15 protein-coding genes are annotated in these 16,789 nt (G+C 58.9%); 10 read left to right on the top strand and 5 right to left on the bottom strand.

All coding sequences use genetic code 11. From position 1 onward, the window contains the following. Positions 1–71: 71 nt before the first annotated feature. The gene (locus AC07S6_RS09900) at positions 72–317 is read left to right on the top strand and encodes a GlsB/YeaQ/YmgE family stress response membrane protein (RefSeq protein ID WP_005792540.1); all 246 of its coding nucleotides are present in this window, start codon (positions 72–74) and stop codon (positions 315–317) included. Positions 318–394: 77 nt separating this feature from the next. Continuing rightward, positions 395–931 (top strand): DUF3299 domain-containing protein, encoded by a 537-nt coding sequence (locus AC07S6_RS09895; protein ID WP_003195640.1) that lies wholly within the window; start codon positions 395–397, stop codon positions 929–931. A gap of 116 nt (positions 932–1,047) precedes the next feature. On the opposite strand, the gene AC07S6_RS09890 is transcribed toward AC07S6_RS09895, so the two are convergent. Then, a complete protein-coding gene (locus AC07S6_RS09890) occupies positions 1,048–1,947 on the bottom strand; it encodes a D-hexose-6-phosphate mutarotase (RefSeq protein WP_197880292.1) in 900 nt (299 codons plus the stop codon). Positions 1,948–2,005: 58 nt separating this feature from the next. Then, positions 2,006–2,410: an acyl-CoA thioesterase gene (locus tag AC07S6_RS09885; protein WP_003176975.1), complete on the bottom strand. Its 405-nt coding sequence runs from the start codon at positions 2,408–2,410 to the stop codon at positions 2,006–2,008. A gap of 406 nt (positions 2,411–2,816) precedes the next feature. Here AC07S6_RS09885 and AC07S6_RS09880 point away from each other — a divergent pair, with 406 nt between their 5' ends. Both AC07S6_RS09880 and AC07S6_RS09875 read left to right on the top strand, forming a co-directional pair. After that, positions 2,817–4,106, top strand: coding sequence for an MFS transporter (locus AC07S6_RS09880; RefSeq protein WP_495112220.1), 1,290 nt, complete (start codon positions 2,817–2,819; stop codon positions 4,104–4,106). 18 nt (positions 4,107–4,124) lie between these two features. Then, positions 4,125–4,994 (top strand): DUF5677 domain-containing protein, encoded by an 870-nt coding sequence (locus tag AC07S6_RS09875; RefSeq protein WP_495112219.1) that lies wholly within the window; start codon positions 4,125–4,127, stop codon positions 4,992–4,994. Positions 4,995–4,997: 3 nt separating this feature from the next. Here the strand turns inward: AC07S6_RS09875 and AC07S6_RS09870 are convergent, their stop codons facing one another. Together AC07S6_RS09870 and AC07S6_RS09865 are read right to left on the bottom strand one after the other, a co-directional pair. Further along, the gene (locus AC07S6_RS09870) at positions 4,998–5,489 is read right to left on the bottom strand and encodes a PIN domain-containing protein (RefSeq protein WP_495112218.1); all 492 of its coding nucleotides are present in this window, start codon (positions 5,487–5,489) and stop codon (positions 4,998–5,000) included. After that, positions 5,486–6,544 carry a helix-turn-helix domain-containing protein gene (locus AC07S6_RS09865; RefSeq protein WP_495112217.1) on the bottom strand — a complete coding sequence of 353 codons (1,059 nt, stop codon included), beginning with the start codon at positions 6,542–6,544 and terminating at the stop codon, positions 5,486–5,488. The genes AC07S6_RS09870 and AC07S6_RS09865 overlap by 4 nt, the downstream gene beginning before the upstream one ends. Positions 6,545–7,042: 498 nt before the next feature. Between AC07S6_RS09865 and AC07S6_RS09860 the strand changes: the two genes are divergently transcribed. From AC07S6_RS09860 to AC07S6_RS09835, 6 genes are all read left to right on the top strand, one after another. Then, a complete protein-coding gene (locus AC07S6_RS09860; RefSeq protein WP_003195633.1) occupies positions 7,043–8,029 on the top strand; it encodes a phosphate ABC transporter substrate-binding protein PstS in 987 nt (328 codons plus the stop codon). A gap of 484 nt (positions 8,030–8,513) precedes the next feature. Continuing rightward, positions 8,514–10,547 carry an ABC transporter permease subunit gene (locus AC07S6_RS09855; protein ID WP_181004880.1) on the top strand — a complete coding sequence of 678 codons (2,034 nt, stop codon included), beginning with the start codon at positions 8,514–8,516 and terminating at the stop codon, positions 10,545–10,547. Positions 10,548–10,562: 15 nt separating this feature from the next. Then, the gene (gene pstA, locus AC07S6_RS09850; RefSeq protein ID WP_034129126.1) at positions 10,563–12,233 is read left to right on the top strand and encodes a phosphate ABC transporter permease PstA; all 1,671 of its coding nucleotides are present in this window, start codon (positions 10,563–10,565) and stop codon (positions 12,231–12,233) included. 176 nt (positions 12,234–12,409) lie between these two features. Next, positions 12,410–13,243 carry a phosphate ABC transporter ATP-binding protein PstB gene (gene pstB / locus AC07S6_RS09845; RefSeq protein ID WP_003195626.1) on the top strand — a complete coding sequence of 278 codons (834 nt, stop codon included), beginning with the start codon at positions 12,410–12,412 and terminating at the stop codon, positions 13,241–13,243. Between the two features lie 70 nt (positions 13,244–13,313). Next, positions 13,314–14,075: a phosphate signaling complex protein PhoU gene (gene phoU / locus AC07S6_RS09840; RefSeq protein WP_003195624.1), complete on the top strand. Its 762-nt coding sequence runs from the start codon at positions 13,314–13,316 to the stop codon at positions 14,073–14,075. Between the two features lie 164 nt (positions 14,076–14,239). After that, positions 14,240–15,139 (top strand): response regulator, encoded by a 900-nt coding sequence (locus tag AC07S6_RS09835; protein WP_102665838.1) that lies wholly within the window; start codon positions 14,240–14,242, stop codon positions 15,137–15,139. Positions 15,140–15,271: 132 nt separating this feature from the next. Here AC07S6_RS09835 and AC07S6_RS09830 read toward each other — a convergent pair whose 3' ends face one another. Next, the gene (locus AC07S6_RS09830; RefSeq protein WP_003195620.1) at positions 15,272–16,612 is read right to left on the bottom strand and encodes a hemolysin family protein; all 1,341 of its coding nucleotides are present in this window, start codon (positions 16,610–16,612) and stop codon (positions 15,272–15,274) included. Positions 16,613–16,789: the final 177 nt, after the last annotated feature.

Genomic DNA, 16,789 nt, shown 5'->3' with positions numbered 1-16,789 from the left:
TCTCTCTGATTGCAGGATGCCAAAGCCTGACTAGGCTTTGGCATGACTCATACCAATCAGAGGGAAATGCCATGGGTATCATCGGAACCATCTTTATCGGCTTGATCGTCGGCCTCCTGGCGCGCTTCCTCAAGCCTGGCGACGACAGCATGGGCTGGATCATGACCATCCTGCTGGGTATCGCCGGTTCCCTGGCCGCGACCTACGGCGGTCAGGCCCTGGGGATCTACCAGGCAGGCCAGGGCGCAGGTTTCATCGGCGCGCTGGTGGGTGCCATCGTGTTGCTGGTGATCTACGGCCTGATCAAAAAGAAGTAATCAGCCGACAAAGTCCTCTGCGCTGCGCAGGCGCAGAGGGCTAGAATGCTCGGCACTTGTATTTGCCGAGCCTCTCCATGCGCCGTCTTCTGTTAACGCTTCTTCTGCTGGGCTCTGGCCTGGCGCACGCTGGCGAACTGCCGGAAACCGACTGGCTCGACCTGATGCCGCTGTCGGATCAGAAAGCTCTCGAAGCCATGCCCGAGATCGACCATAACTCTCCCGAAGCTCAAGGCACGTTCACCGAAAAGGGTGGCTTGAAGCAGAGCAAGGGCCTGCCTGCGGTGATGTATTCCACCAAGACCGTCGCAGCCATGAACGGCAAGAATATCCGCATTGGCGGCTATCCGGTGCCGCTTGAAACGGACGCCAAGGGCCGCAGCACATTGTTCTTCCTGGTGCCTTACCCGGGCGCCTGCATACACGTGCCACCACCGCCGCCTAATCAACTGGTGCTGGTGCGCTATCCCAAGGGGTTGAAGCTGGATGATATCTACACGCCGCTGTGGGTCACGGGCACGTTGAAGGTGGAGAAGGTCAATAACGACTTGGCAGACGCCGCGTATGCGCTGGAGGCCGGGAAGGTGCGGGTGGTGAAGGAGTCTGATCTCTAAAGCTCAGAGCATAACCCCTGTGGGAGCTGGCTTGCCTGCGATAGCAGCGCCTCGGTGTTCCTGATACACCCAGTTGCCTGCATCGCAGGCAAGCCAGCTCCCACATTTGATTGGGTTTACAAGGCCAGTGCCGTGATGCTCACGCCTAGAGTGTGGCTTTCGCCGGGCGCCAGGTTCACCACATCGTCCAGCACGTTGGCCGTCTCGATGCACAACATACCCTGCCAGCCGTCATCGGCCATATCGTCGAAAGCCTTGGCGCGTTCAGTCCAGGGGTTCCAGACCACGGTGGATTTCGAGCCTTCGCTGGTGAGCTGGATACGGCGCTGCCAATCGCTATCGACGATATTCAGCTGTGTTGGAGTATTCAGGTAAATGCGGTCTGTTTCGGCGCTGAAGTGCAGCAGCCCGGCTTGCTGTTTCTCGGCCCACCCGTCGGCGGTATCGATGTAGGCCACGCCATCCAGGCCCTCGACCTGCACCTTGCGCACATCGCTCACGGCGAAATAGGTGTGCAATGCCTGGCTGAGGGTCACGGTGTCGGCGCCGCGGTTGTGGCTGGTCAGGCGGATGTGCAGTTGGTCATCCAACAGCAGGCTCAGCGTCAGGTCTACCTGATGGGGCCAGCCCGGAAAGCCGCCCGCCGGCACCGGCAATACCAGATCCACTCGCAGCGTCTGGCCGTCGAGTTCGGTGGTGGCCAGTTCCCAGCGGGTGGTGCGCACAAAACCGTGGGCGCCGGCAGGCTGATCGCTCTGGCGCATGGCTTTGACGCTTTGCGGGTTGCGGTCGAACACCCCGAACCACGGCCAGCACACCGGTACGCCAGTACGAATGCCTTTGCCCTGCTTGAACACGGCCTCAGGGTTCGGCCAGATCAGCGGCTGTTCGCCCTCGCGCTGGTAACTGAAGATATGCGCACCCTGTTGGGCCACCATCAACTCGGCACCGTTGTGGCGGATGCGCCAGCAGTCCAGCTCGTCGATTTTTACCGTCTCAACGTGGGGCGTAGGCATGACAAAGCTCTCTTAGTGGCAGGCAATGGGGCAATTGACCGTTAAAACCCGGCGAGGTTTAACGCGCCCGTGACGGTACCGAGCGCGTGCGGCCGCTGCCATCGATGGCGACGAACACGAATACGGCTTCGGTCACCTTGCGCCATTCGCTGGACAACGGATCGTCGCTCCACACTTCGACCATCATCTGGATCGAGCTGCGGCCGATTTCCAGGGCCTGGGTATAGAAGGAAAGCTGCGCACCCACGGCCACCGGCACCAGGAACGCCATGCGATCAATGGCCACGGTGGCCACGCGCCCACCGGCGACCTTGCTGGCCATTGCCGTGCCGGCCAGGTCCATCTGCGCGACCAGCCAGCCGCCGAAGATATCGCCAAAACCGTTGGTTTCACGCGGAAGCGCGGTGATTTGCAGGGCGAGATCGCCTTGCGGGATAGGATCTTCTTGTTCGAGTTCGATCATGCCGAGGGTGCCTCTGACCCGTGACGCTTCATGGGTATTTCAAGTGGATAGCCGTCTTCTCAGAAAAACGTTTCAGCACCAACATACACCGCTCGATGCGTTTCTCGTAAGGCGAACTAAAGGGAAACTCTGCCAAATCGGCTGGATGGTACCCAACAGCGTTTTGGCACAGCAGCCCCTCAAGACAGCGGGTCTGGCGCTTGCACCGGCGAGTATATCGAGACCCTGGCGCCACGACGACCTTCCGACGCTCATTTGGTCGGTAAATAGACGCTGTATCGGGGCTTTTGCGCGCAACTGTGCTCCTGGCGCTGTGCTTTTTCAGGCGATTTGCTATCTTGCCAAACCCGCCGCAAGTCACGGGCGTGCAGTCCTTTACGATGATTACTATAAGAGAAGCCTTGCCATGTCCTCCGTGCCCGCAAGCAGTGCGCAACCCTCGCGCCCGCTGACCCGCAACGACTACAAAACCCTGTCGCTGTCTGCCTTGGGTGGAGCGCTGGAGTTCTACGACTTCATCATCTTTGTGTTTTTCGCCACCGTGGTCGGGAAACTGTTCTTCCCTGTCGACATGCCCGAATGGCTGCGCATGATGCAGACCTTCGGCATCTTCGCCGCCGGCTACCTGGCGCGCCCCTTGGGCGGCATCATCATGGCGCACTTTGGTGACCTGCTGGGGCGCAAGAAAATGTTCACCCTGAGCATCTTCATGATGGCCGTGCCCACCCTGATCATGGGCTTGCTTCCGACCTACGCGCAGATCGGCCTGTGGGCGCCGGTCCTGTTGCTGCTGATGCGCATCATCCAGGGCGCGGCGATTGGCGGCGAAGTACCGGGCGCCTGGGTGTTCGTCTCCGAGCACGTGCCGCCGCGCCACATCGGCTATGCCTGCGGCACCCTGACCAGCGGCCTCACCGCCGGTATTCTGCTGGGCTCGTTGGTGGCTACCGCCATCAATAGCGCCTATACACCGGAACAGGTCTCTGATTACGCCTGGCGGATTCCTTTCCTGCTCGGCGGCGTATTCGGCCTGCTGTCGGTGTATCTGCGTCGTTGGCTGCATGAAACCCCGATCTTCGCCGAGATGCAGCAACGCAAGAGCCTGGCCGCTGAACTGCCCTTGCGCGCCGTGTTGCGCGATCACCGTGGCGCCATTGTGCTGTCGATGCTGCTGACCTGGCTATTGTCGGCCGGCGTGGTGGTAGTCATCCTTATGACCCCGACCGTGCTGCAAACCATCTATCACTTCAGCCCTACGGTTGCACTGCAAGCCAATAGTCTGGCGATCGTGACCCTGAGCCTGGGTTGCATCGCCGCAGGTGCGCTGGCCGACCGTTTTGGTGCCGGTCGCGTGCTGGTCACCGGTTGCGCACTGCTGCTGGCGACCTCCTGGACGCTGTATCACAGCCTGATGGCCCACCCGGACTGGCTGTTCCCGTTGTATGCCCTGACCGGCTTGTTTGTCGGCACCATCGGCGTGGTGCCCTACGTGATGGTCAAAGCCTTCCCGCCGGTGGTGCGCTTCAGCGGTCTGTCGTTCTCCTACAACGTTGCTTATGCCGTGTTCGGCGGGTTGACGCCATTGGCGGTGTCGCTGCTGATGAAGGAGAGCCCGATGGGCCCGGCTTATTACGTAGCCGTGCTGTGCGTGATGGGGATGCTGGTGGGCGGGTATCTGTGGAAGCACAAGCGGTAATCTGTTCAGGAGTAGGCTATGTACACGGAAGTACTCATTAAAATTCAGAAAGAATGGTCCGAAAAAGCGGTTTTGTTAATGAGGGAGTTGCTGCCACTCATGGTTCCAGTGTCAGCTTTTTCTGGATTCGACAAGCGAGAGCGGCAGGTCCTCGGTGAGCTTTTATCGGCGGCAGCGCGGTCTACGGAAAGTGCATTTTTATTATCTGCTTACGGTCAACTCTGGGATGCGGATGTCATCATGCGCTCTGTGTGCGAGGGTACACTGAAGGTACTGTATATACTCCAGTCGCGTGAGAGTTTTAGACGGAGAATTGAAGAGTTTGATACTGACCTTTTTGAAATTTCATTATTGAAAAACGATAGTAAGGCTCGAGAACTTTTAAATTCTGTGGCGAATCCTGATGACCGCGAGTGGAAGCCCATCAAGGATCTTTTAATATCCCCAGAAAAAAGAGCTGAAGTAAATAAGCAATATGATAGGAAAACCCGTCAAGAGCTTGAGCGCAGGTGGGGGTTCACTGGTTTGGTTGCCGGCCTCACGAATAGTGGAGATCCGTTGTTTAAAGATTTTACAGCGTTGCTACATGAATACTCGAACGCTAGTCACATACTTCATGCTGATTGCATGGGGGTTGGAATGCCGATGGAAAGAGACTTGCGAAGCGCCGATGAAAGGGATTCAATTCATTTGGCTCATCTCAGTCGAATAATTTCAGACGGATTCGGATATTTCAAGTTTAGGGTAATTACGGGGTATCGCCTTATAGATTACCCGTCAGCTGACGCAATCAAAGCCATGAAGATTTTCGAAACTAAGTGTTCTGCTTTGGAAGATGAGTATGGTGATGTTTACAAGCGCTGGATGGATATTCAGTATCCGAGTTGAGCTTTATATAGGTTTCCAATCTAAGAGTCTTATTTGACATTCTGATGCTGGTAAGCGGGCACCATCAGTCAGCATATGCTCTAGCGCCGTTGCTGCGTCAGTAACATTGAGGACTTGATGCTCGACCATTAGGTCGAGTAGCCATAGTGCACCGTGTACCTGCAGCCCGTCCCGAATTGCCTGACGACGTAGTTTCCCATCGCCAGTGAGTAACGGTCTTCCGGTTGTTTGTGCTAGTAGGTAGCAAGAAACATCGGCTAAGGAACTGTTGTTGTGTTCGACCTTAAGTCCTAAGAGTTTTTGCACGCCTCTCTCGTCAAATGATTCGACAACCAACCCTTGGGCGAGCAGTTCATCATGGGGGAAATCTTCAAGCTCGTGCATGACAAAATCAGTGCAGCAGAAGGTGAGTGGTAGCCTGAACATATACTCCAGCAATCCCGCGTTCCTGAAATCAATCCAGATGTTGGTATCGCTGATATAGATAAGGCTCATGCATTCTCCAATGAGCCCAGAAAATTGGGGTCTAGAGCGCTCACCGGACGACGCAGCAACTCGGCCGCGCGCGATTTGGTGATAAGGCCTTCCGCTAACCCCCAGAAAACGAGTGACTCAAACCGCTGAGGTGGTTTGCAAGGTAGCGGCTCAGGCTCTGCTTTGCGCCAGCCATTGCTACTGAACTGAATAGTTAGGGACTTGTAACCGCCTTCGCCTAACAGTTTGAGGTCCTTCAATCGACGGAGCGCTGCATGCATTGAGAGCCCATATTGGCGCTTAGCAATCAATAGTTCTCTTGGGTGGACGCGGGAGCGTTGGTGATTGCCAAAATCTCCGGTTACGCTTTTAGCTGGATAAAGGAAAGCTCCTGCGAAGCGGTGACAGCAGTTTTCTTTATCGCGCTCGGGCATATCATCAGGCAATTTCATCACCCAGTGACCCAATTCATGAGCAGCGGTGAAGCGAATTCGCTCACCTGCTCTTTGAGCATTTAAAGCGATCAGCACATGTTGGCCGTCATTGGTGGCTGCGCAAGCGCCATCAAAATCATCAGGACCCTCCAGCATCACGACTTTGATGCCGTGCTCTTCCAACTGCTCAGTCAGATGAGCAATAGGGTCCTCGCCTATATCCCAATACTTACGGAGCTTATCTGCCGCTCGTTCCGCTTCTTCTATGGAGGATACTTGGAGCATTTGCGCTGGGGTTTCGGCAGTCTTGACGTCTTCTGCGTCGAAACACTCTTCCAGAGATATATAGCGTTCCAGATGCTCTCGAATCTGCTCCTCGACCTGGACCTGACGGTACAGAGGCATCTTTGCTAGTTTACGGAACTCCAGCGGCGCGAGTGGCAGAGCCTGAGTACGGAAAAAATACTCCGGGCTCACCTCCAGTGCCTTCGCTAATTGCAAAAGGCGCTGAGAATTTGGGGTGCTCAACCCTTTTTCATATTTGCTCAGGCCTTGCTTGGTGATGTCGCCGAGACGCAATGCCAGTGCTTCTAGCGACATACCACGCAATAACCTTGCGCGGCGAATTCGGTCATTGATCATGTAAGGTCTCCTTAGGTTGACAAGACTATGCTTTGGTTTCATTTTGTCAACCTACGGTTCACCTTGAATCGCTCAGACTTTAGGTTAGGAGCATCCCCGCAGACCCGAAGGTCTCCCGCACAGCCGCCATACAGGGACGGCGATAAAAAGCGCCCCGATTATAGAGGCGCTTATGAACTCCCAACATAGTTTCGGCCGGCTTGCAGTCCCGGTCGCTGAATTTGCAGCGGCGGGAGGAGGTTATTAAGGCCAGTTCCGAACGACAACCCTAAAAAGCTGTGGGAAATCTCCGGTCAGCAATTGCCGTGTGGTTTCAAGCCAGGGCCTTCCCACGTTCATCTCCCGCTCAAGCCTGTATTTCTGAAAATTTCTTCTTAAATGCAATTCTCACCCGATAGTGGCCTTTCATCTAATTGTCATATTTCAGACATAGAGTGTTCACACGGCCTGCCGATACTTGGCCCCGATCCAATTATCCCTATCTGCTAGGAGCAAGGCATGAAACTGAAACGTTTGATGGCGGCAATGACTTTTGTCGCTGCTGGCGTTGCGACCGCCAACGCGGTGGCCGCTGGTGTTGATCCGGCAATCCCGGCTTACGTCAAGACCACTGGTGTGTCGGGCAACCTGTCCAGCGTCGGCTCCGATACCCTGGCTAACCTGATGACCCTGTGGGCCGAGGGTTACAAAAAGGAATACCCGAACGTCAACATCCAGATTCAAGCTGCCGGCTCCGCTACTGCGCCACCTGCGCTGACTGAAGGCACCTCCAACCTGGGCCCGATGAGCCGCAAGATGAAGGACACCGAACTGGCGGCCTTCGAGCAGAAGTACGGCTACAAGCCAACGGCAATCCCGGTTGCCGTGGATGCCCTGGCGGTATTTGTGCACAAGGACAACCCGATCCAGCACCTGACCATGGAACAGGTCGATGCGATCTTCTCGTCGACGCGTCTGTGCGGCGCCAAAGCCGATGTGAAAACCTGGGGTGACCTGGGCGTGACCGGCGACCTGGCCAACAAGCCAGTGCAACTGTTCGGGCGGAACTCGGTATCCGGCACCTACGGCTACTTCAAGGAAGAAGCCCTGTGCAAAGGCGACTACAAGCCAAACGTGAACGAACAACCGGGCTCGGCTTCGGTCGTGCAGTCGATCAGCTCCTCGCTGAACGGCATCGGTTACTCGGGCATCGGCTACAAGACCGCCAGCGTGAAGACCGTGCCATTGGCCAAGAAAGGCAGCACTGACTACATCGAAGACTCCGAAGAAAACGCCCTGAACGGCAAGTATCCGCTGTCGCGTTTCCTCTACGTGTATGTCAACAAAGCCCCGAACAAGCCACTGGCGCCGCTGGAAGCTGAGTTCGTGAAACTGGTGCTGTCCAAGCAGGGCCAGGAAGTAGTGGTCAAAGACGGCTACATCCCACTGCCAGCCAAAGTCGCCGCCAAGGCCCTGGCTGACCTGGGTCTGAAAGAAGGCAACTAAGCCTGCGATACCTGATGTAGACGCATGCTTTTCTGTGGGAGCGGGCTTGCCCGCGATGCTGGCGACGCGGTTTAGCGTTGAAATCGTGTTGATGCCATCGCGGGCAAGCCCGCTCCCACATAAGCAGTCTGCATCCCTAATTTTTTATCCGCTGCCAGCCCTGCTTCGCGGCGGATTTGTTGCGTCACTGCACTGTCATCTTTCTGTCATACAGGATCGCTAGGGTGTGCGCATGAATGATCTGGCCAATTCCACCATGACGACGACTTCCCCTCCCAAGCGCATTGATTTCAATACGCCTGAGCTGCAACGCAAGCGCCGCATCCGCGCGCTCAAGGATCGCTTCACCCGTTGGTATGTGCTGGTCGGCGGCCTCGCCGTGCTGGCCGCCATTACCCTGATCTTCTTCTTCCTCGCCTATGTGGTTGCGCCATTGTTCCAGGGCGCCTCGTTGACCAAGGAAGACGCGTTGACGCCCGCTTGGATGCAGGACGCCGGCAAGCCGTTGATGATCTCCCTCGAAGAACAGAACCAGGTCGCCATGCGGGTTTCCGACAAGGGCCAGGCGCTGTTCTTTGCCGTGGACACCGGTGCCGAGCTCAAGCGTGTCGACCTGCCGATTCCGGCCGGTACCAGTGTTGCTTCCATTGGTGAAGATCAGCCGGGCAGCCCGCTGGTGATTCTCGGCTTGTCCAATGGCCAGTCTTTGGTGTTCCGCCACACCTATAAGGTGTCGTACCCGGACGGCAAGAAAACCATCACCCCAGCGATCGAGTACCCCTACGGCGAAACGCCGATCGTGCTGGATGACACCGGTCGTCCCCTGGAACACGTTGCGCTCAACGCCACCGATACCTCCCTGGTGGTGGCAGGTTCCGCCGGTTCGCACTTGAACGTGCTGACCCTGAGCCGTGAAGAAAACATGATGACTGGTGAGGTCACCAGCGAGCAGAAGCGTGTCGAGCTGCCGCAGATGACAGAGCCGGTGAAGGCGATCTTCATCGACCCACGCCAGCAGTGGCTGTACGTGATCAACGGCCGTGCCCTGGCCGACGTGTTCAGCCTGCGCGACAAGAGCCTCAACGGGCGCTACAAGCTGCTGGAAGACGCCGACACGGAAATCACCGCCAGCACCCAGTTGGTCGGCGGCATCTCGCTGATCCTGGGTAACTCCAAAGGCGGCCTGGCCCAGTGGTTCATGGCCCGTGACCCGGATGGCGAGCAACGCCTGAAGCAGATCCGCACCTTCCAGATGGGCACTGCACCCATCGTCGAAATCAGCGCTGAAGAGCGCCGCAAAGGCTTCACCGCCCTGGATGCTGCTGGCCAGTTCGGCGTGTTCCACAGCACCGCTCACCGCACCTTGCTGGTGGACCCGGTGGTCGACGGTCAGGGTCTGTTCGGCATGTCGCCACGGGCCAACCGTGTGATCGTCGAGGCGGGTGGCAAGCTGCAACCGTTGTTGCTCGACAACCCGCACCCGGAAGTGTCGTGGAGCGCGTTGTGGAGCAAGGTCTGGTACGAGAACTACGACGAGCCTAAATACGTCTGGCAATCCACGGCCGCCAACACCGATTTTGAACCCAAGATGAGCCTGGCCCCGCTGACCTTCGGCACCTTGAAGGCCGCGTTCTACGCCATGTTGCTGGCGGCGCCACTGGCGGTTGCTGCAGCGATCTACACCGCTTACTTCATGGCGCCGAGCCTGCGCCGCAAGGTCAAGCCGGTGATCGAGCTGATGGAAGCCATGCCGACGGTGATCCTCGGATTCTTCGCCGGCCTGTTCCTGGCGCCGTATGTGGAAGGGCACCTGCCGGGCATTTTCAGCCTGTTGATGCTGTTGCCGATTGGCATCCTGGTCGCCGGCTTTGTCTTCAGCCGCTTGCCTGAGTCGATCCGCCTGCGCGTTCCCGATGGCTGGGAAAGCGCGATCCTGATTCCGGTGATCCTGTTCGTGGGTTGGCTCTCGCTGTACATGAGCCCGTACCTGGAAACCTGGTTTTTCGGCGGTGACATGCGCATGTGGATCTCCCACGATCTGGGCATTACCTACGACCAGCGCAACGCGTTGGTGGTCGGCCTGGCCATGGGTTTTGCCGTGATCCCGAATATCTACTCCATCGCCGAAGACGCCGTGTTCAGCGTGCCACGCGGCCTGACCCTGGGGTCCCTGGCACTGGGCGCCACGCCGTGGCAGACCATGACCCGCGTGGTCATCCTCACCGCCAGCCCGGGCATCTTCTCGGCGCTGATGATCGGCATGGGCCGCGCCGTGGGCGAGACCATGATCGTACTGATGGCCACCGGTAACACCCCGGTGATGGAGATGAACCTGTTCGAGGGCCTGCGCACCCTGGCGGCCAACGTTGCGGTGGAGATGCCCGAGTCGGAAGTGGGCGGCAGTCATTACCGCGTGCTGTTCCTCTCGGCGCTGGTGCTGCTGTTGTTCACCTTCATCATGAACACCCTCGCCGAGCTGATTCGTCAGCGTCTGCGCAAGAAATACTCGTCGCTTTAAGAAAGGTAGAAGTCTGTGAAACAGAACTCCCTGAATGGATGGTTCAAGAGCGGCGCCCCCGGCGTCTGGATCAGCGGTGGCGCGGTGTCCATCGCGGTCATCATGACCATTGGTTTGCTGGCTGTGATTGCGGTGCGGGGCCTGGGCCATTTCTGGCCGGCCGACCTGATCCAGGCGAACTACAACGTGCCAGGCCAGGCCAACCACATCGTCATCGGCGAAGTGGTCCAGAAAGAAGAAGTGCCGCGCGAGCGCCTGAAAAGCGCGGGCCTGCCGGTGCCGGACCAAGGCCCGGAATTCATGACCCGTGAGCTGATCAAGGTCGGCAACCGCGACCTGAACGGTAACGACTTCACCTGGATTGTCGGTGAGTGGCTGAAGGACCAGACCAAGCCTGCGAACCTGATGGCCATCGAGCGTCGTGAGTGGGGCAACTTCTACGGCACCCTGGTCAACGTCAAGCAGGACGGCAAGGTGATTGCCGAAGGCGAGGCCGCGTGGCCGGAGCTGCAAGCCCGCGTGGACCGCGTGAACAAGCTGGCCGCTCAGCTCAAGAGCCTGGAAAAAACCGACATTGGCGCGATCAACGCCGGGCTGGAGCGCATCCGCCTGCACGGTCGCAAACTGGAACTGGAAGGCAAGCTCGACGCTGCCGCCCAGGCCGACATGGACGCCGACCGCGCCGAGCTGAACGCCCGCTACCAGGACATCGAAGCGCGCCTGGCCGACCTGCATGCCCAGTTCAACCGCGACGCCCTGACGGCGCGTGACGGCAACGGCAAGGAAGTGGAAATCGGCATCGGCAAAGTGGTGCACGCCTACCAGCCGAACGCCATGGGCACGATGACCAAAATCGGCTTCTACTTCAGCAAGGTCTGGGAATTCCTCAGCGATGACCCACGGGAAGCCAACACCGAAGGCGGGATCTTCCCGGCCATCTTCGGCACCGTGATGATGACCCTGATCATGGCAATGATCGTGACCCCGTTTGGCGTACTGGCCGCGGTGTACCTGCGTGAATACGCCAAGCAGAACACCTTGACGCGCATCATCCGCATCGCCGTGAACAACCTGGCCGGCGTACCGGCCATCGTCTACGGCGTGTTCGGCCTGGGCTTCTTCGTGTATGTACTGGGGGGCTCGGTCGACCGTCTGTTCTTCGCTGAAGCGCTGCCTGCGCCGACCTTCGGTACGCCGGGGTTGCTCTGGGCTTCGCTGACCCTGGCGCTGCTGGCGGTGCCTGTGGTGATCGTGGCCACCGAAGAAGGCCTGGCGCGGATTCCTCGCACCGTGCGTGAAGGCTCCCTGGCGCTCGGCGCGACCAAGGCGGAAACGTTGTGGAAGATCGTTCTGCCGATGGCCAGCCCGGCCATGATGACCGGCATGATCCTCGCCGTGGCCCGCGCCGCCGGTGAAGTTGCGCCGCTGATGCTGGTGGGTGTGGTGAAACTGGCGCCGTCGCTGCCGCTGGACGGCAACTATCCGTACCTGCACCTGGACCAGAAGATCATGCACCTGGGCTTCCATATTTATGACGTCGGCTTCCAGAGCCCCAACGTCGAAGCGGCACGGCCTCTGGTGTACGCCACCGCGTTGCTGCTGGTGCTGGTGATCGCCACGCTCAACCTGTCGGCAGTGTGGATTCGTAACCACCTGCGCGAAAAATACAAAGCGCTGGACAGCTGATGCGATCCACTGTGGGCGCTGGCTTGCCTGCGATGGCATCAACGCGGTTTTACTGCAATACCGCGCCGCCCGCATCGCAGGCAAGCCAGCTCCCACAGGGCTCGGCGTCAGGCACAGAATTTGAGTAAGCCGCCCCGGCGGTTCAACGAATGAATTGGTAGCACAGGGAGCATCCCATGCAACACGAAACCCAATCCCACGGCATCAACATGTCTGCCCTGGGTCGCGACAAGCAGAGCCTGAGCCTGGCCCAGGAAACCGTGGCCATCGAAGTCCCCGGCCTGAGCCTGTACTACGGCGACAAGCAGGCGCTGTTCGATGTCAGCATGAACATCCCCAAGCAACGCGTGACCGCCTTCATCGGCCCGTCGGGCTGCGGCAAGTCGACGTTGTTGCGTACCTTCAACCGCATGAATGACCTGGTGGACGGTTGCCGTGTGGAAGGCGCGATCAACCTCTACGGCACCAATATCTACCGCAAGGGCGAAGACGTGGCCGAGCTGCGTCGCCGCGTGGGCATGGTGTTCCAGAAGCCCAACCCGTTCCCCAAGACCATCTACGAAAACGTGGTCTACGGTCTGCGTATCCAGGGCATCAACAAGAAACGCATCCTCGACGAAGCGGTTGAGTGGGCGCTCAAGGGCGCGGCATTGTGGGACGAGGTCAAGGACCGCCTGCACGAATCGGCACTCGGCTTGTCCGGCGGCCAGCAGCAGCGCCTGGTGATCGCCCGTACCATCGCCGTAGAGCCGGAAGTGTTGCTGCTCGACGAACCGTGCTCGGCGCTCGACCCGATCTCCACCTTGAAAGTCGAAGAGCTGATCTACGAGCTCAAGTCCAAGTTCACCATCGTCATCGTGACCCACAACATGCAACAGGCGGCGCGGGTTTCCGACTACACCGCGTTCATGTACATGGGCAAGCTGGTGGAGTTCGGCGACACCGACACCCTGTTCACCAATCCGGCGAAGAAGCAGACCGAAGACTACATCACCGGTCGCTACGGCTAGGAAGCTGTGGTTCTGATTGCACTGACGCTGCGGTTCTCCGCACCTTACCGGACGCTCCAAGGACGCCAACATGATTAGCAAAGAAGGCCTTACCCACCACATCTCCGCGCAGTTCAATGCCGAGCTTGAGGAAGTGCGCAGCCACCTCCTGGCGATGGGCGGGCTGGTGGAGAAGCAAGTCAATGATGCGGTCACCGCGCTGATCGAGGCCGACTCGGGCCTGGCCCAGCAAGTGCGTGAGATTGATGAGCAGATCAACCAGATGGAACGCAATATCGACGAAGAGTGCCTGCGCATTCTCGCCCGTCGCCAGCCGGCGGCCTCGGACCTGCGTTTGATCATCAGCATTTCCAAGTCGGTGATCGACCTGGAGCGCATCGGCGATGAAGCCACCAAGATTGCCCGCCGCGCCATCCAGCTGTGCGAAGAGGGTGAAGCCCCCCGTGGCTACGTGGAGGTGCGCCATATCGGCGACCAGGTGCGCAACATGGTGCGCGATGCCCTCGACGCCTTCGCCCGCTTTGACGCCGAACTGGCGTTGTCGGTGGCACAGTACGACAAGATCATCGACCGCGAATACAAGACTGCGCTGCGCGAGTTGGCCACCTACATGATGGAAGATCCGCGTTCGATCTCGCGGGTCTTGAACATTATCTGGGTGCTGCGCTCCCTGGAGCGTATCGGCGACCACGCGCGCAATATCTCGGAATTGGTGATTTATCTGGTGCGCGGCACCGACGTCCGGCACATGGGCCTAAAGCGCATGAAGGCCGAAGTTGAAGGGACTGCTGATCTAATCCCTAATGTTTCGGGCGAATCTGACGATAAGTAAGGTTGCCCGAGAAATTAACGCCCGGCCTCTGGCCGGGCGTTTTCGTTTGTGGCATCTGAATTTTTTGCACAGCAGGCGCCATAAAGTCCTTCTGTGACCCGCGAGTTTTGGCAAAATGCCATCAGTCAGGCGTTTTGCAGACGTTTTTATAGGATGAAGGGTCGATGAGTAAAGTCAGTGTGTTGGTGGTGGATGACGCCTCGTTTATTCGCGACCTGGTGAAGAAGTGCCTGCGCAATTACTTCCCCGGAATCAAGATCGAAGATGCGGTGAACGGCAAAAAGGCGCAATCCATCCTGATGCGCGAAACCTTCGACCTGGTGCTGTGTGACTGGGAAATGCCGGAAATGTCCGGTATTGAGCTGTTGACCTGGTGCCGCGAGCAAGCGCACCTGAAGGCCATGCCGTTCGTGATGGTGACCAGCCGTGGCGACAAGGAAAACGTGGTGCAGGCCATCCAGGCGGGCGTTTCCGGCTACGTCAGCAAGCCGTTCACCAACGAGCAGTTGCTGAACAAGGTCAAGCAAGCCCTGCACAAGATCGGTCGCCTCGATGCGCTGATAGCCAGCGCGCCGACCAAGATGAACTCAGCCTTCGGCAACGACTCCCTGAGCGCCCTGACCGGCGGCAAACCCGAAGCGGTCAAGCCGGCCGCGGTGGCGGCGCCCAGCAAAGGTTTGCTCAATACACCGCCAGTCAAGGCCCCCGCCGCAGCGGCGCCGGCTGGCAGTCGCGGTCAGGGCCAGTTGCGCCTCGCAAGCGGCACCCAGCAATGCGTGATCAAGGCCCTGAGCATCAAGGAAGCGTTGCTGGTGGTAAAGCGTGGCGAGGTCCTGCCTCAGGTGCTGGAAAGCGCCGTGCTCGACCTTGAACAGGGCGACAACGCCGAAGTCGCACGGCTCAACGGCTACCTGCACGCCATCGTCGCCTACGAGCCCAAGCCCGACAGCGACTGGTTGCAGCTGACCTTCCGCTTTATCGACCAGGATGCGCAGAAGCTGGACTACATTTCCCGCCTGATCGCCCGTGGCACGGCGCAGAAGCATTTCGTGCCGGGTGCGTGACCCTTCAAGGCGACGCTTAGTCCATGTGGGAGCGGGCTTGCCCGCGATAGCAATCTATCAGTCAACGATGCGCTGGCTGACCCACCGCTATCGCGGGCAAGCCCGCTCCCACACACAGCACTGCGCCTGCAGTCAGTCCAGCAGCAGCACCTTGGCCAATACGATCTTCGGCCCTTTCATCTTCTTGATGATGATCCGCAAGCCTTCAACTTCCAGCACTTCTTCTTCTTCCGGCACGCGCTTGAGCGTGTCGTAGATCAGGCCGGCCAGGGTTTCGGCTTCAATGTGGTCCAGGTCGACGCCCAGCAGGCGTTCCACCTTGAACAACGGCGTGTCGCCACGCACCAGCAGTTTGCCGGGCTGGTAGGCGAGGATGCCGCGCTCGGCCTTGCGGTGTTCGTCCTGGATATCGCCCACCAGCACTTCCAGCACGTCTTCCATGGTCAGGTAACCGATAATCTTGCCGTCGGCCTCTTCCACCAGGGCGAAGTGCGCGCCGCCTTTGCGGAACTGCTCCAGCAGTTGCGACAACGGCATATGTCGCGATACGCGTTCCAATGGGCGGGTCAATTCGGCCAGGTTGAACGATTCGGGGATATGGTCCAGGGCCGCCAGCTCCAGCAGCAAATCCTTGATGTGCAGCAAGCCGACAAACTCGTTGCGCACCGCGTCATACACCGGGTAACGGCTGAATTTGTGACGACGGAACAGCGCGAGGATTTCCTTGAGCGGCGCGTTGAAGTCCAGGGTCACCAAGTCTTCCCGGGAGTTGGCCCAGTCCACCACTTCCAGCTCGCCCATTTCCACGGCGGAGGCCAGTACGCGCATGCCTTGGTCGCTGGGGTCCTGGCCACGGCTGGAGTGCAGGATCAGCTTGAGTTCTTCGCGGCTGTAATGGTGCTCATGGTGGGGGCCAGGCTCGCCTTGGCCCGCGATACGCAGAATGGCGTTGGCACTGGCGTTGAGCAGGTAGATAGCCGGGTACATCGCCCAGTAGAACAGGTACAGCGGCACGGCCGTCCACAGCGACAGCAACTCGGGTTTGCGAATCGCCCAGGATTTTGGGGCCAACTCACCGACCACGATGTGCAGGTAGGAAATCACGAAGAAGGCGGCAAAGAACGACACGCCCTTGATCACTTCAGGCGACTGCACGCCGACCGCGCCCAGCATCGGCTCGAGGATGTGCGCAAAGGCCGGTTCACCGACCCAGCCCAGGCCCAGGGACGCCAGGGTGATACCCAACTGGCAAGCCGACAGGTAGGCGTCGAGCTGGCTGTGCACGGTACGCAGGATCTGCCCGCGCCAGCCGTTCTTATGGGCGATGGCCTCGACGCGGGTGGCGCGCAGTTTGACCATGGCAAATTCCGCCGCAACGAAGAAACCGTTGAGCAGTACCAGGATCAGTGCAAAAAGAATCATGCCGAAATCGGCGAAGAGTGTAGCGAGGGTAATGCCAGGGGAAGGGTCCATGATGGGGTTTTGCAGGTTCCGTGTGTTCAATAAGGGTGACAGGTAGGCCTGAAAGGCAGGCGCAAGTCGGCCAATGTAGCGGCTGACGGGGCGCTTGCCTAGTGCCCGCTGCCGGGCGGGGCTGCAAAGTCGTGTCGCAGAACCCGTGTGGGAGGGGGGGGGGGGGGGGGGGGGGGG

It is taken from the genome of Pseudomonas sp. GW821-FHT07B01, assembly GCF_059419065.1.
Note: the sequence above shows the minus strand (reverse complement) of the source record. Positions and strands in the feature narration are given on the sequence as shown.